13 protein-coding genes are annotated in these 14,645 nt (G+C 68.4%); 4 read left to right on the top strand and 9 right to left on the bottom strand.

The genetic code is table 11. The features are described from left to right. Window positions 1-34: 34 nt before the first annotated feature. From qcrB to ctaE, 4 genes are all read right to left on the bottom strand, one after another. Window positions 35-1,672 (bottom strand): cytochrome bc1 complex cytochrome b subunit, encoded by a 1,638-nt coding sequence (gene qcrB, locus K9S39_RS32200; protein WP_248866850.1) that lies wholly within the window; start codon window positions 1,670-1,672, stop codon window positions 35-37. Beyond that, window positions 1,669-2,730 (bottom strand): cytochrome bc1 complex Rieske iron-sulfur subunit, encoded by a 1,062-nt coding sequence (gene qcrA / locus K9S39_RS32195; RefSeq protein WP_406708048.1) that lies wholly within the window; start codon window positions 2,728-2,730, stop codon window positions 1,669-1,671. The genes qcrB and qcrA overlap by 4 nt, the downstream gene beginning before the upstream one ends. Further along, the gene (gene qcrC, locus K9S39_RS32190; protein ID WP_248866849.1) at window positions 2,727-3,536 is read right to left on the bottom strand and encodes a cytochrome bc1 complex diheme cytochrome c subunit; all 810 of its coding nucleotides are present in this window, start codon (window positions 3,534-3,536) and stop codon (window positions 2,727-2,729) included. Before qcrC ends, qcrA begins: the two co-directional genes overlap by 4 nt. An 87-nt stretch (window positions 3,537-3,623) precedes the next feature. Continuing rightward, window positions 3,624-4,244: an aa3-type cytochrome oxidase subunit III gene (gene ctaE, locus K9S39_RS32185; protein WP_248866848.1), complete on the bottom strand. Its 621-nt coding sequence runs from the start codon at window positions 4,242-4,244 to the stop codon at window positions 3,624-3,626. Between the two features lie 269 nt (window positions 4,245-4,513). On the opposite strand from ctaE, the gene K9S39_RS32180 reads away from it, so the two are divergent. Beyond that, window positions 4,514-4,927 (top strand): hypothetical protein, encoded by a 414-nt coding sequence (locus K9S39_RS32180; protein ID WP_248866847.1) that lies wholly within the window; start codon window positions 4,514-4,516, stop codon window positions 4,925-4,927. A 30-nt stretch (window positions 4,928-4,957) separates the two neighbouring features. On the opposite strand, the gene K9S39_RS32175 is transcribed toward K9S39_RS32180, so the two are convergent. The 4 genes from K9S39_RS32175 to ctaC all read right to left on the bottom strand — a co-directional run bounded on the left by K9S39_RS32175 (window position 4,958) and on the right by ctaC (window position 9,458). After that, window positions 4,958-6,217: a L,D-transpeptidase gene (locus tag K9S39_RS32175; RefSeq protein WP_248866846.1), complete on the bottom strand. Its 1,260-nt coding sequence runs from the start codon at window positions 6,215-6,217 to the stop codon at window positions 4,958-4,960. Window positions 6,218-6,364: 147 nt separating this feature from the next. Beyond that, window positions 6,365-6,763 (bottom strand): cytochrome c oxidase subunit 4, encoded by a 399-nt coding sequence (locus K9S39_RS32170; protein ID WP_248866845.1) that lies wholly within the window; start codon window positions 6,761-6,763, stop codon window positions 6,365-6,367. Beyond that, the gene (gene ctaD / locus K9S39_RS32165) at window positions 6,760-8,499 is read right to left on the bottom strand and encodes an aa3-type cytochrome oxidase subunit I (protein ID WP_248866844.1); all 1,740 of its coding nucleotides are present in this window, start codon (window positions 8,497-8,499) and stop codon (window positions 6,760-6,762) included. Before ctaD ends, K9S39_RS32170 begins: the two co-directional genes overlap by 4 nt. After that, window positions 8,496-9,458, bottom strand: coding sequence for an aa3-type cytochrome oxidase subunit II (ctaC, locus tag K9S39_RS32160; RefSeq protein WP_248866843.1), 963 nt, complete (start codon window positions 9,456-9,458; stop codon window positions 8,496-8,498). The genes ctaD and ctaC overlap by 4 nt, the downstream gene beginning before the upstream one ends. A 459-nt stretch (window positions 9,459-9,917) precedes the next feature. On the opposite strand from ctaC, the gene K9S39_RS32155 reads away from it, so the two are divergent. Then, a complete protein-coding gene (locus K9S39_RS32155; RefSeq protein ID WP_248866842.1) occupies window positions 9,918-11,366 on the top strand; it encodes a cysteine desulfurase/sulfurtransferase TusA family protein in 1,449 nt (482 codons plus the stop codon). 60 nt (window positions 11,367-11,426) lie between these two features. On the opposite strand, the gene K9S39_RS32150 is transcribed toward K9S39_RS32155, so the two are convergent. Continuing rightward, the gene (locus K9S39_RS32150) at window positions 11,427-12,401 is read right to left on the bottom strand and encodes a carbohydrate kinase family protein (protein WP_248866841.1); all 975 of its coding nucleotides are present in this window, start codon (window positions 12,399-12,401) and stop codon (window positions 11,427-11,429) included. Between the two features lie 140 nt (window positions 12,402-12,541). Here K9S39_RS32150 and K9S39_RS32145 point away from each other — a divergent pair, with 140 nt between their 5' ends. Together K9S39_RS32145 and K9S39_RS32140 are read left to right on the top strand one after the other, a co-directional pair. Next, entirely contained in the window at window positions 12,542-12,808 is a 267-nt protein-coding gene (locus K9S39_RS32145) for a hypothetical protein (RefSeq protein ID WP_248866840.1), read from the top strand. Window positions 12,809-13,015: 207 nt separating this feature from the next. After that, window positions 13,016-14,557, top strand: a complete 1,542-nt coding sequence (locus K9S39_RS32140; protein ID WP_248866839.1) for a flagellar basal body-associated FliL family protein — start codon at window positions 13,016-13,018, stop codon at window positions 14,555-14,557. Window positions 14,558-14,645 lie beyond the last annotated feature (88 nt).

Raw genomic sequence — 14,645 nt, 5'->3', positions numbered from 1 at the left:
TGGCGTTGCCTACGGTGCCGAGGCGCCGCGGTGATCAGTGGTGGCCGTGGCCGCTGGTGATCTCCTGGTACTCCTCCACCGCGGCCTTCGGGATGACATTGTCCTTCCCGTAGTAGCCCTGGGAGAGCTTGGCGCGCAGCTTCTGCCTCCGGGTGATCTTCCGCTTGACGCCGTTCTCGTCGACCTCCGGGCCGAGCTCGATCGGCTCGGGCTGCTCGTGCTGGGTGAGCACATGCAGCTGCTCCTGGTCGAGCGGCTCGTGGACCTCGATGAACTCACCGTGCGGCAGCCGCTTGATGACCCCGGACTCGCGTCCGTGCAGCACCTTGTCCCGGTCGCGCCGCTGCAGACCCATGCAGATCCGCTTGGTGGCGATGAAGGCCAGCACCGGCCCGGCGAAGAACGCGATCCGGACGAACCAGGTGATGGAATTGATCGACAGGTGGAAGTGCGTCGCCCACAGGTCGTTACCGCCACCGACCAGCATCACGAAGTACGCGACCAGCCAGGCCACACCGAAGGCGGTACGGGTCGGGGCGTTGCGCGGACGGTCCAGGATGTGGTGCTCGCGCTTGTCGCCCCGCACCCAGGACTCGACGAACGGGTAGACCGCGATGGCGATCAGGACCAGCGGGAAGACCAGGATCGGGATCAGCACACCGAAGTTGAGGGTGTGACCCCAGAAGTCCCACTCCCAGCCCGGCATGACACGCACCAGGCCCTCGGCGAAGCCCATATACCAGTCGGGCTGGGCGCCGGTGGACACCTGGTCGGCTCGGTAGGGGCCGATCGCCCACACCGGGTTGATGCTGGCGATCCCCGCGATCACCGTGATCACACCGAAGACCAGGAAGAAGAAGCCTCCGGCCTTGGCCATGTAGACCGGCAGCAGCGGCATACCGACGACGTTGTTGTTGGTCTTTCCGGCACCCGGGAACTGCGTGTGCTTGTGGTAGAAGACCAGGATCAGGTGTGCCACCAGCAGACCCAGCATGATGCCCGGCAACAGCAGTACGTGGATCGTGAAGAACCGCGGAATGATGTCGTGGCCCGGGAACTCCCCGCCGAAGATGAACATCTGCAGGTACGAACCGATCAGCGGCATCGACAGGATGACGCCCTCGATGAACCGCACACCGGTGCCGGACAGCAGGTCGTCGGGGAGCGAGTAGCCGGTGAAGCCGGTGAACATGCCCAGCACGAACAGCAGGAAGCCGAACAGCCAGTTGATCTCACGCGGCTTGCGGAACGCGCCGGTGAAGAACACCCGCATCATGTGGACCATCATCGCGGCCAGGAAGACCAGGGCCGCCCAGTGGTGGATCTGCCTTATAAGCAGCCCGCCCCGGACGTCGAAGCTGATGTTCAGCGTCGACTCGAAGGCCTGCGTCATCCGGACCCCGTGCAGGGGCACGTACGAGCCGTGGTAGACGACCTCGGCCATGCTCGGGTGGAAGAACAGCGTCAGATAGACACCGGTCAGGATGATGATGATGAAGCTGTAGAGCGCGACCTCACCCAGCATGAAGGACCAGTGGTCCGGGAAGATCTTGCGCATATTGGCCTTGGCGAGGCTGTAGATGCCCAGCCGGCCGTCCGCCCAGTCGGCGACCCGCTCGCCCCGCGGCGCCTTGCCGCGACGCGTGGTGGTCGCGGCCGTTTCGTTACTCATCCGCGCTCCCAGAAGCTCGGGCCGACGGGCTCTTCGAAGCCGCTCGCGGCTTCGAGGAAGCCGTCCTTCACCGTGATGTTCAGCTGCGGCAGCGCGTGTCCGGCCGGGCCGAAGATCACGCGGGCGCCGTCAGCGAGGTCGAAGGTCGACTGGTGACACGGGCAGAGCACGTGGTGCGTCTGCTGCTCGTACAGGCTGACCGGGCAGCCCACATGCGTGCAGATCTTCGAGAACGCGACGATGCCCTCGTGCGACCATTCGAGTTCCCGCTTGTCCTTGATGTCCTGCGGCTGGAGCCGCACGAGCATCAGGGCGTCCTTGGCGATCTTGTTGTTGAAGTCGTGGTCGTCCTCCTCCAGGCCCTCGGGCTTGGCGAAGGTCAAGGAGCCGACCGCGATGTCCTCGGGACGCAGCGGGAGGTTGGTGGACTGGTTGACCAGGCGGATGCCCCGCTTCCAGCCCGTGGTGCGCAGCTTGTTCTCGGGCAGCGGCCCGAGGTCGCGCAGCAGGACGACGCCGGAGAGCGGCACCAGGGCCAGCGCGCCGAACATCGTGTTGCGGATCAGCTTGCGCCGTCCGAAGCCGGACTCCTTCGCGCCGTCCGCGAAGTCCGCCAGGACCTTGGTCTTGACCTCGGGCTCCGCCTCGATCGGGTGCCGCTCGTCGGCGACCTCCTCGTCCGACATCAGCGTGCGGGCCCAGTGGACCGCGCCGGCACCGATGCAGAAGAGCGCCACACCGAGGGTCAGACCGAGCGAGAAGTTCAGCGCGCTGGTGAGACCGATCGGCCAGATGTAGACGACCTTGTCGACCGGAATGGCCACGTACGCGGCGATGAAGCCGACCGTGGCGAGCATGGACACCACGAAGAGCAACGCGACGGTGCGCTCGGAGCGCTTGGCGGCCCGCTCGTCGATGTCCTGGATGCGGTGCTCGTGGGGCGGCAGCCCCGGATCGGCGAACGGGTTCTCCGCCTTCTCCACCGCGACGTGAGCCGTCTCCCGCTCACTGGGAAGGGTTTCTTCTGGCACGTCTGCGTGTCGTCCAGTCTCACTCATGACTTCTTGGCCTTCGTAGTCCGGGCAGCGACCCAGATGGCGACAACGATCAGCGCACCGAGCCCGAAGATGTAACCGAAGAGACCCTCGACCACCGGGCCGAGGCCACCGAGGGGCAGGCCGCCGGGGCTCTCGGTCTTATCGGAGTTGACGGCTTCCAGGTACGCGATGATGTCCTTCTTGTTTTCCTTGGAGAGGCTGCCGTCGCCGAAGGAAGGCATGTTCTGCGGGCCGGTCTCCATGGCCTCGTAGATGTGCTTCGGGGACACGCCCTCAAGCGTCGGTGCGTACTTCCCGTTGGTCAGGGCGCCGCCCTTACCGGTGAAGTTGTGGCACTGCGCGCAGTTCGTACGGAACAGCTCGCCGCCCTTGCCGATGTCGGCGCCCTCCGGGCTGTACTGCTCCTTGTCCGGCACGGACGGGCCGGCGCCCAGCGACGCGACATACGCCGCGAGCTGGTCGATCTGGGCGTTGGTGTAGATGTTCTTCTTCCGCGGCACCTGGGCGCCGGGCTGCTGCGCCGGCATCCGGCCGGTGCCGACCTGGAAGTCAACGGCTGCGGCGCCGACGCCGACCAGGCTCGGGCCGTCGGAGGTGCCCTGACCGCCGGTGCCGTGGCAGCTTGCACAGCCGACGGCGTAGAGCTTTTTGCCCTCCTCGATGGCGAGGGACTGGGCGGAGTCTTCGGCCTGAGCCTTGTCCGCCGGCGCGAACGCGGCGTACAGCCCCCCCGTGACCGCCAGCGCGAAGAGTAGGACGACGAGCGCCGCCAGCGGATGGCGCCGTCGTGCGGAGAGCTTTTTCACGGATTACCCCGGTGTCAGGATCTTCTGCGTCGATGCTTTGGCTATGTCTGTCGGAACCGCGGGCGCGGCAACCAGGCCGCGCACCGGTTACCGGATCAGGTAGATCGTGGCGAAGAGGCCGATCCAGACGACATCGACGAAGTGCCAGTAGTAGGACACGACGATGGCCGCGGTGGCCTGCGTGTGGGTGAACCTCTTGGCCGCGTATGTCCTGCCCAGGACCAGCAGGAAGGCGATCAGACCGCCCGTCACATGCAGTCCGTGGAAACCGGTGGTCAGGTAGAACACCGAGCCGTACGGGCCGGACGCGAGCGTAATGCCCTCGCCGGTGACCAGCTCCGTGTACTCGAAGACCTGACCGCCGATGAAGATGGCACCCATGATGAAGGTGACCACGAACCAGGTCCGGAGCTTCTTGACATCGCCGCGCTCGGCTGCGAAAACACCGAGTTGGCAGGTCAGGGAGCTGAGTACCAGGATCGTGGTGTTCGTCGCCGAGAAGGGAAGATTCAGCGCTTCGGCCGATTCCTTCCAATACTCGGTCCCGGTCACCGATCGAAGGGTGAAGTACATCGCGAAGAGGGCCGCGAAGAACATCAGCTCGGAACTCAGCCAGATGATGGTTCCGACGCTGGTGAGGTTCGGCCGATTGACCGACGGGTGCGCGTGCCCGGTTTCTACTGTCGTTGCTGTCGCCACGACCGACATTATGTCGGTCGCTTATCCCGCCCTCACTCCGGGGGGTCCCGTTCGGTGTGTCAAGGACGTATGCCCTGCTCGTCCGGACCATTCCGCCAGTCGCCCGAAGGGGGGAAGTCCCGCTCCGGCCGGGGCCCCCGCCGCCCGCCGCGGCCGGTCCTGACGGCCCGTCGGTCAGATCTTGGACAGCGACGAACCCTGCTGCGAAGGCCCCTGCGGGAGTAGCATCCGCCCAAGGTCCGACCCGATGCTGGCCGCTACGAAAGCGTGGAGGAACGATGCAGGCGACTGCCACGGTGCTGGTCTACAGCGACAACGCCAACACCCGCGAGCAGGTCCGGCTGGCGGTCGGCCGGCGGCCCGCCGCCGATGTCCCGCCGGTCGAGCTCGTGGAGTGCGCCACCCAGCCCGCCGTCCTGGAGGCCCTGGAGCAGGGCGGTATCGATGTCTGTGTACTGGATGGCGAGACCGCGCCGGCGGGCGGTATGGGCGTCTGCCGGCAGATCAAGGACGAGATCTTCCAGTGCCCCCCGGTGCTGCTGCTGATCGGCCGCCCGCAGGACGCCTGGCTGGCCACCTGGAGCCGGGCGGACGCCGCGGTGACACATCCCCTGGACCCGGTGGCGTTCGCGGACGCGCTGGCCTCTCTGCTGCGCCGCAGGCTCCTCACCCAGGTGTCGGCGGCCGTCTGAGCGGCGCTGTGAGCCTCCTCCGAGCCGCCCTCAGAGCTCGGGACGCAGCCGGGCGGAGTCGTCGGTCCGCGGCTCCCGCTCGGCCGCTCCTGTCCTGGTGGCGCCCTTGTTCCGCAGCGCGCTGCCGTCGCGCCATTCCTTCCAGGGCATGTTCCAGTCGCCGAAGCCGTTCCCGAACGGCGCCATCGCCTCGCCCTCGCTGTTGACGACCTTGATGATGTCGCCGACCTGCACGTTGTTGAAGAACCACTGGGCGTTGGCGGTGGACATCCCGGTGCAGCCGTGGCTGACGTTGGCCGCGCCCTGCGCGCCGACGGACCAGGGGGCGGCGTGTACGTACTCGCCGCTCCAGGTGACCCGGGTGGCCCAGTAGACCGGCAGATCGTAGAAGTCCGAGGCGCCGATGCTGGCGCTGGTCATCCGTACGAAGCTCTCCTTGCCGAGGATGACCTTGACGCCGTTGCGGGTCGAGTAGCCGGGCTTGCCGGTGGTGACGGGGATGGTGTGCACCGCCTTGCCGTTGCGCAGCACCGTCATCTGGTGCGACGAGGCGTCGGTGATGGCCTCCACCCGGTCGCCCGTGGTGAGCCGTACGGGCTTGGCGGATCCCCCGTAGAGCCCACCGGAGATCTTCAGGCCTTCCAGGTTGCTGTGCACCGCGATGGTGGCGTGGGCGGGCCAGTAATCCTTCGGGCGGAAGTGCAGCGACTTGTCGTCCACCCAGTGCCAGGAGCCCTCGACGCGGGGCGTGGAGTCGACCTTCAGGGCGCTTTCGACGACGGCCCGTGCCTTGGGGTCGGTCACCGGGCGGCTGAGCTCGGCGGTGACCGGCTGGCCGACGCCGTAGGTGCCGCTGTCCGGGCCGAAGGCGACACGGAGCCGGTTGTCGGCGTCGGTGGTGTCGACGACGAACGTCTTGCGGCCCGGGGAGCCGTCCTCGTCCTCGGTGCTGACCCGCACCGTGTAGCGGGTGCCGGCGGCCAGTGGCACGGTGGTGTGCCAGCGCCTGCCGTCGGCGCTCAGTTCGCCGCGTATGTAGCGGCCGGAGGCGTCGGTGGCGGTCACGTCCGTGATCCGCGCCTCGCCATCCTTGACGGAGACCTCAAGCGGCTTGTTCGGATCCGCTTTGCGCTTGCCGTCCGGGATGTTGGCGGAGATCTGGTCGGCCGCGTCGTAGGGCTGGGCGGAGAGCGACTCCGACGAGTTCCCGCAAGCAGCGGCGCTCACCGCCAGGGGCACTATCAGAAGGCCGCAGCTCAGCACTTTCCGGGTTCGAGGTCTGTGGCTCATGCCCCAAAACTATGAAGAATCACCTGATTCAGCGCGCTGGAAGACTGCAAACGGGTCTCCCCTACGCCGAAACGGAGCGGGCGAAACGGAGCGGGCCCGGGCACCTGTTGAGGTGTCCGGGCCCGCCCGTGCGGTGTGTGTGCCGCCTTACTGCGTGCGGCTCTCACCGTGGTAGTACTCGAAGACCCAGCCGAACAGGCCCACGAGGATCACCGGCATCGAGAAGTAGAGCAACCACCAGCCGAAGATGACGCCCATGAAGGCGAGCGCGCCACCGACGCCCAGGGCCAGCGGCTGCCAGCTGTGCGGGCTGAAGAAGCCCAGCTCGCCCGCGTCGTCCGACACCTCGGCGTTCTCGTTGTCCTGCGCGCCCGCGTCCACCCGCCGGGCCGTGAAGGCCAGGTAGTAGCCGATCATGACGGCCAGACCGAACGCCAGGAAGAGCGCGGTGGTGCCGGCCGGCTCCTTCGACCACACGCCATAGACGATCGCAATGGCGAGGATAAAGACGCCGAGCCAGATGAACATCTTGCCCTGGATCTTCACTTGCCCGCCTCCTTGCCGCCGGTGACGGCGTTGTCAGCCGAAGGGCCGTGGCTCTGGAGCGCGTCCAGAGCGGCGATCTCCGGGTGGTGCAGATCGAACGCCGGGGATTCGGAGCGAATACGCGGCAGCGTGAGGAAGTTGTGCCGCGGCGGCGGGCAGGACGTCGCCCACTCCAGCGAGCGGCCGTAGCCCCACGGGTCGTCGACCTCGATCTTCTTGCCGTACTTCGCCGTCTTCCAGACGTTGTAGAGGAACGGCAGCATCGACAGGCCCAGCACGAAGGAGCTGATCGTCGAGATGGTGTTCAGCGCCGTGAAGCCGTCGGCCGCGAGGTAGTCCGCGTAACGCCGCGGCATGCCCTCGGCGCCCAGCCAGTGCTGGACGAGGAAGGTCCCGTGGAAGCCCACGAACAGCGTCCAGAACGTGATCTTGCCGAGCCGCTCGTCCAGCATCTTGCCGGTGAACTTCGGCCACCAGAAGTGGAAGCCGGCGAACATCGCGAAGACGACGGTGCCGAAGACGACGTAGTGGAAGTGCGCCACGACGAAGTACGAGTCCGAGACGTGGAAGTCCATCGGCGGCGACGCCAGGATGACGCCGGTCAGACCACCGAAGGTGAAGGTGATCAGGAAGCCGACCACCCACAGCATCGGTGTTTCGAAGGACAGCGAGCCCTTCCACATCGTGCCGATCCAGTTGAAGAACTTCACACCGGTCGGGACCGCGATCAGGAAGGTCATGAAGGAGAAGAACGGCAAGAGCACACCGCCCGTCACATACATGTGGTGCGCCCAGACCGTGACCGAAAGGCCGGCGATGGAGATCGTCGCCGCGATCAGACCGATGTAACCGAACATCGGCTTCCGGGAGAACACCGGAATGACCTCGGAAACGATGCCGAAGAACGGCAGCGCGATGATGTAGACCTCTGGATGGCCGAAGAACCAGAAGAGGTGCTGCCAGAGCAGTGCCCCGCCATTCGCGGCGTCGAAGATGTGCGACCCGAATTTGCGGTCCGCCTCCAGGGCGAACAGCGCGGCGGCCAGAACCGGGAAGGCGAGCAGGACCAGCACACCGGTCAGCAGCACGTTCCAGGTGAAGATCGGCATCCGGAACATCGTCATGCCGGGCGCGCGCATGCAGATGATCGTCGTGATGAAGTTGACCGAACCGAGGATCGTGCCGAAGCCGGAGAAGGCCAGACCCATGATCCACATGTCGGCGCCGACGCCCGGCGAGCGCACCGCGTCCGAGAGCGGCGAGTACGCGAACCAGCCGAAGTCCGCCGCGCCCTGCGGGGTGAGGAAGCCGGCCACCGCGATCAGCGAGCCGAAGAGGTAGAGCCAGTAGGCGAACATGTTCAGCCGCGGGAACGCCACGTCGGGCGCGCCGATCTGCAGCGGCATGATCCAGTTCGCGAATCCGGCGAACAGCGGCGTCGCGAACATCAGCAGCATGATCGTGCCATGCATCGTGAACGCCTGGTTGAACTGCTCGTTCGACATGATCTGCGTGCCCGGACGGGCCAGCTCGGCGCGCATGAGGAGCGCCATCAGGCCGCCGACGCAGAAGAAGACGAACGAGGTGACCAGATACAGCGTGCCGATGGTCTTGTGGTCAGTGGTCGTCAGCCACTTGATCACCGTGTTACCCGGCTGCTTCGGGCGCACCGGCAGCTCGTTCTCGTACGAGTCCTCTGCTGCGGCGGCACCCTGGGGTTCGTTGAGGATGCTCATCGGTTCTTGGTCTCCGCGTTCCTGGCGTGGTCCGTCTGCGCGATGCCCGCCGGCAGGTAACCGGTCCGGCCCTTCTTCGCCAGTTCCTTGAGGTGCTCCTGGTACCGCTCAGGGGAGACGACCTTGACGTTGAAGAGCATCCGGGAGTGGTCGACGCCGCAGAGCTCGGCGCACTTGCCCATGAAGGTGCCCTCCTTGTTGGGAGTCACCTCGAAGACGTTGGTGTGGCCCGGAATGACGTCCTGCTTCATCAGGAACGGCACCACCCAGAAGGAGTGGATGACGTCACGCGACGTCAGGACGAACTGGACCGTCTCGCCCTTGGGCAGCCACAGGGTCGGCCCCGGGTTGCCGTTCTGCGGGTTGCGCTCGCCCGGGGTGCCCTCGTCGTAGACGCCTTCGGCACCGGCCGGAGCGCTCTTCTTCCACTTGTCCGGGAGAGCGGAGAGCGCCTTGGAGTTGATGTTCGTGGTCGACTTGTCGCCGTCCACGTTCTCCATGTAGTTGAACGCCCAGCTCCACTGGAAGCCCACCACGTTGATGACGTGGTCCGGCTTCTTGGAAGTCTTGAGGAGAGCGTTCTCATCGCGCGCGGTGAAGTAGAAGAGCACCGCGATGATGATGAACGGCACAATCGTGTACAACGCCTCGATCGGCATGTTGTACCGCGTCTGTGCGGGGACCTCCACCTTGGTCCTGCTGCGGCGGTGGAAGATCACGCTCCAAATGATCAGACCCCAGACCAGCACACCCGTTGCGAGGGCGGCGGCCCAGGAGCCCTGCCAAAGAGAGAGGATCCGCGGCGCCTCGTCGGTGACGGGCGTCGGCATGCCGAGGCGGGGGAAGTCCTTATATGTGCAACCAGTCGCGGTCGCCAGGACCAGGCCCGCAGCAAGCACCTGCGGCAGCTTCCGCCGCATCGGGCGCCGCGACGAGCGGTCGGAGCCGTTGGGACTCACGTAGCGCCTTCCCGAGAGTCTCGCCCGCGCGGTCGGCTGCGGCCTTACCTCGCTGGTCGGTCGCCGCCCTGCGTCGGGCAGGGGTTTGGATGTTTATGCGGACCAAACCCTACTGGACGCTATTTGGGGTCGCGCGGGGAGGGTGCCCAACGCGCCGCGTCGCCCTCCGATGGGGTGCCCGGGGCTTCCGGAAGCCGTCGCCCGGACCTCCGATTTTCCGCTCCCACCAGGCATCTGACGGCGTGACCGGCAGCCGGCCCCCCGTTCCGTTCCGGAGCCTCGCCCCACCCGGGTCCCGGGCCGCCCCTGACCACCCCTCCCGGCGTCACCCGCAGGACGAGGGCCTCCCCGGCCGGCCGGGGCCGACATCGGCCCGGGACCGGCGCCGACGGCAGGCCCGGTACCGGCCATGGCGACCGGCTCCACCCGGAGGGCCAACGGAGGACTAACGTCTGATACGTGCCCTATTTCGACGCCGCATCCTCCGCCCCGCTGCATCCCGTCGCCCGGGAGGCCCTGCTCGCCTCGCTCGACGAGGGCTGGGCCGACCCGGCCCGTCTCTACCGCGAGGGGCGGCGGGCCCGCCTGCTGCTGGACGCCGCCCGGGAGGCGGCGGCGGAGGCCGTGGGCTGCCGCCCCGACGAGCTGGTTTTCACCCCTTCGGGTACGCAGGCGGTACATTCCGGCATTTTCGGCACACTCGCCGCCCGACGGCGTGTCGGCCGGCAGCTGCTGCACTCCGCCGTCGAGCACTCCTCGGTGCTGCACGCCGCCGAGGCCCATGAGGCGGCCGGCGGCACGGTGACCGAGATCGCGGTGGACCGTACGGGCCGGGTGACGGCCGGGGACGTCGCCGCCGCGCTGCGGCCGGACACCGCGCTCGTCTGCCTGCAGTCCGCCAATCACGAGGTGGGGACCGAGCAGCCGGTCGAGGAAGTGGCCGAGCTCTGCCAGGAGGCGGGTGTGCCGTTGCTGGTGGACGCCGCCCAGTCCCTTCCCTGGGGCCCGGCACCCGGCGCCTGGTCCGTCATGACGGCGAGCTCTCACAAATGGGGCGGCCCGCCCGGGGTGGGGCTGCTGGCCGTCCGCAAGGGGACCCGGTTCTCGCCCCAGGGGCCGCGGGACGAGCGGGAGTCGGGCCGCAGCCCGGGGTTCCAGGACCTCCCGGCGATCGTGGCCGCCGCGGCGTCCCTGCGGGCGCTGCGCGCGGCGGCGGGGACCGGGCCGGACGAAGCGGCCCGGTTGCGGCGGCTGGTGGACCTGATCCGGATCCGGGTGCCGGAGCTGGTCCCGGACGTCGAGGTGGTCGGCGCGCCCGTCCACCGTCTCCCCCACCTCGTCACCTTCTCGTGTCTCTATGTCGACGGGGAAGCCCTGCTGCACGAACTCGACCGGCTGGGCTTCTCGGTGTCGTCGGGGTCGTCCTGCACGTCCAGCACCCTGACACCGAGCCATGTGCTGCGCGCGATGGGCGTGCTGTCCGAGGGGAATGTCCGGATCTCGCTCCCGTACGGCACGCCCGAGACGGACGTGGACCGCTTCCTGGAGGTGCTGCCGGAGGCGGTGCGGTCGGTACGGGACCGGCTGGGCGTACCGACGGCGGCAGCCCCGGACCCGGCCGGGGCCGGGGTGGAGGAGACCGGAGGGGACGAGACCGGAGCGGAGGAATCCGGGGCGGAGGAATCCGGCCTTGTTCTCGACACACTGGGCAAGCGCTGCCCGATTCCGGTCATCGAACTGGCGAAGGTCATCGACGAAGTGCCGGTCGGCGACACGGTGACGGTGCTCTCCGACGACGAGGCGGCACGTCAGGACATCCCCGCGTGGTGCACCATGCGCGACCAGGAGTTCGTCGGCGAGCGAAGCGCGCCGGGCGGAACGGCGTACGTGGTGCGACGCCGGGCCTGAGACGGTGAGGGGCGGGGACGCCTTGCACGTCCCCGCCCCTCACCGTGTGACAGAAGGCGATCAGGCCAGGTGGGCGCGGATCTCCTCGGCTGCCGTGTCGCCGTACGCCTTGGTGAAGCGTTCCATGAAGTGGCCGCGGCGCAGCTCGTACTCCTGGGTACCGAGGGTCTCGATCACCAAAGTGGCGAGCATGCAGCCGAGCTGGGCGGAGCGCTCCAGCGACAGGCCCCAGGCGCGGCCGGACAGGAAGCCGGCGCGGAAGGCGTCGCCGACGCCGGTGGGGTCGACCTTGCCGTCCTCCTGCGGGACGCCGACCTCGACCGGCTCCTCGCCGTTCCGCTCGATACGGACGCCCTGGGCGCCGAGGGTGGTGACGCGGGTGCCGACCTTGTCCAGGATCTCGTCGCCGGTCCAGCCGGTCTTGGACTCGATCAGGGCCTTTTCGTATTCGTTGGTGAAGAGGTACTCGGCGCCCTCGACGAGGACGCGGATGTCGTCGCCCTCCATACGCGCGAGCTGCTGGGAGGGGTCGGCGGCGAACGGGATGCCGCGCGAGCGGCACTCCTCGGTATGCCGGATCATCGCCTCGGGATCATCGGCGCCGATCAGCACCAGGTCCAGGCCGTTGACGCGGTCGGCGACCGGCTGGAGCTCGATCTGGCGGGCCTCGGTCATCGCGCCGGTGTAGAAGGAGGCGATCTGGTTGTGGTCGCTGTCGGTGGTGCACACGAAGCGGGCGGTGTGCAGAACCTCGGAGATACGGACCGAGGCGGTGTCGACGCCGTGCCGGTCGAGCCAGGCGCGGTATTCGGCGAAATCGGCGCCGGCGGCACCGACCAGGATCGGGCGCAGGCCGAGCAGGCCCATGCCGAAACAGATGTTGGGGGCGACGCCGCCCCGCCGGATGTCCAGGTCGTCGACCAGGAAGGAGAGCGAGACCGTATGCAGCTGGTCGGCGACCAGCTGGTCGGCAAAGCGGCCGGGGAAGGTCATCAGATGGTCGGTGGCGATGGAGCCGGTGACTGCGATACGCACGACGGGTCTGCTCCTGCGGGAGGCGTAGGGCTGTCGGACGTGGAGCTACGCTACCCGGTCGTCCTGAACCCTCCTACCTGGCGAATCTACCCAATAGTAGGTCTTTCTTCGCAGGCCGCGAGGTGCGTACGGTTCCTCGTATGACCAAGCATGTGAAAGCCGTCACTCCGAAGGCGTCCACGGATTCCGCCACCGACCCGGCCGCCGCCGGGCACTCCCGGGGCGAAGGCGCCACGGATCCGGAGTCGCTCGACCAGCTGCGCGGGGACTGCGCCCGGATGGCGCCGCGGTGGAAGGCCGGGGAGCATGAGACACCGCCACCGGGCCGGGCGTCCGATCTGCACGGCGTCAAGGTTCCCGACGAGTCGGCCGCGCTGGTCGACGGGATGTCGGACTACGGGGACTGAATTACGGCGACTGAACGGCCACTTGGGCGACCGAACGCCAGGTGACCGGCTGCCGTACACCGATTGACCGGTGCCGTACGCCGGCAGGCGCTGCCCTCGGGCCGGCCGGCTCGTACCGGGAACCATGTGCGCCCCGGCTCCGTCACACCGACGTCCCCCACGGAGGATGGCACGTCAGATGTCCACCGGAGCCGAAGGAGCGATGCGGTGAACACCGAGGACACACCGGACACCCCCGACACCCCTGCCGGTGCGAACCCCACGGAGCGCAGGCGACGCACCCGTCTGGTCGTCGCCTCGATGGCCGCTGCGGTGCTGCTCGCCGGGGGCGGCGCGGCGTACTGGGCCTCGTCCGCGTCCAGGGGCGGGGACTCCGGGACGAACGCCGCGGCGCAGGGCGATCCGCCGCCGCTCGCGCTGGACGGCTACACCGGCGGTGGCATCGCCGTGGGCGAGCCCAACCCGCAGGGCGCGAAGTACCGGGCCGTGAAGAAACTGCCCGGCGGCCCGGAGTCCGCGCCCGTGTACCGCCCGCAGGGGGAGATCGGCCGCGCGGCGGTGGAACGGCTGGCGAAGGCGCTGGATATGGCCGGAAAGGTGCGTTCGGAGGGCAATACCTGGAAGGTCGGCGGGGTGACACAGGACGCCCGCCATCCCGTGCTCCAGGTGACCAAGACCGGCTCCGGCTCCTGGACGTACTCGCAGTACGGCACCCCGGGCGGGACGAACTGCGCGCTGCCCGCCTCCCCCGGGCCGGGGACGGGCGACGACTCCGGTGCGCCGTCGAGCCGGCCCGGCTGTCCGTCCTACCGGAGCGGCGGGGACGCCTCGACCCGGGACGACGGCAGCGGCAAGGGCGCGGTGTCGCCGGAGAAGGCGAAGCAGGCCGTCCAGCCGGTGCTGGCGGCGCTGGGCCAGCAGAGCGCGAAGCTCGACGCGAGCGGACTGTCGGGCGCGGTGCGGATCGTCACGGCGGATCCGGTGCTGGGCGGGCTGCCGACGTATGGCTGGCAGAGCGATCTGCAGGTCGGCTCGGACGGCCAAGTGGTCGGCGGCAGCGGACAGTTGGCGGTCCCGGCCAAGGGTGCGGTCTATCCGGTGCTGAGCGCGGACAAGACGCTGGAGCAGCTGAACTCGCGGGGCGGGGGCCAGAACCGTCCGGGCGACTGCGAGGCGCCGCACACCGCACGGGACGGCGGGGCCGGTATCGCGCCGTGCGAGCCGGCGCCGACCAAGGCGCAGAAGCCGGCCGAGGTGACCGGCGCGGTCTTCGGGCTCGCGGTGCAGTATGTGAAGGGCGGGCAGGCGCTGGTGCCGTCCTGGCTCTACACGGTGCGGCAGCCGGGCGCCGGTGACGGACCGCATGCCACGTCGACGGTCACGCACCCGGCGGTGCATCCGAAGTATCTGGCACACCGGGACGGCGACGGCACCTCACAGAGCCCGGGGCAGTCGCCGCCGAAGCCGTCCGGGAAGCCCGGGGCGATGGCGCTGGAGGAGTACGCGGTCGGCGACGACGGCCGGAAGCTGACGCTGCACTTCTGGGGCGGGGTGTGCAGCACGTACACGGTGAGCGCGGAGGAGTCGGACACCGCGGTGCGCACGCAGGTGACCGGCAAGGAGAAGCACCCGGGCCAGGTCTGTGTGAAGATCGCCAAGGAGTTCACCAAGACGGTGACGCTGGAGAAGCCGCTGGACGGGCGGAAGGTGATCGACGCGTCGACCGGCGAGGCCGTGCCGAAGCGGTAGGACGCGCGGTAGGCGGCCGCGACAGGAAGCCGTACACGACAGAGGCGGCGCCCCGCCGGGGGCGCCGCCTCTGTCGTACCCGATGACC

The organism is Streptomyces halobius, assembly GCF_023277745.1.
Classification (GTDB): domain Bacteria; phylum Actinomycetota; class Actinomycetes; order Streptomycetales; family Streptomycetaceae; genus Streptomyces; species Streptomyces halobius.
Note: the sequence above shows the minus strand (reverse complement) of the source record. Positions and strands in the feature narration are given on the sequence as shown.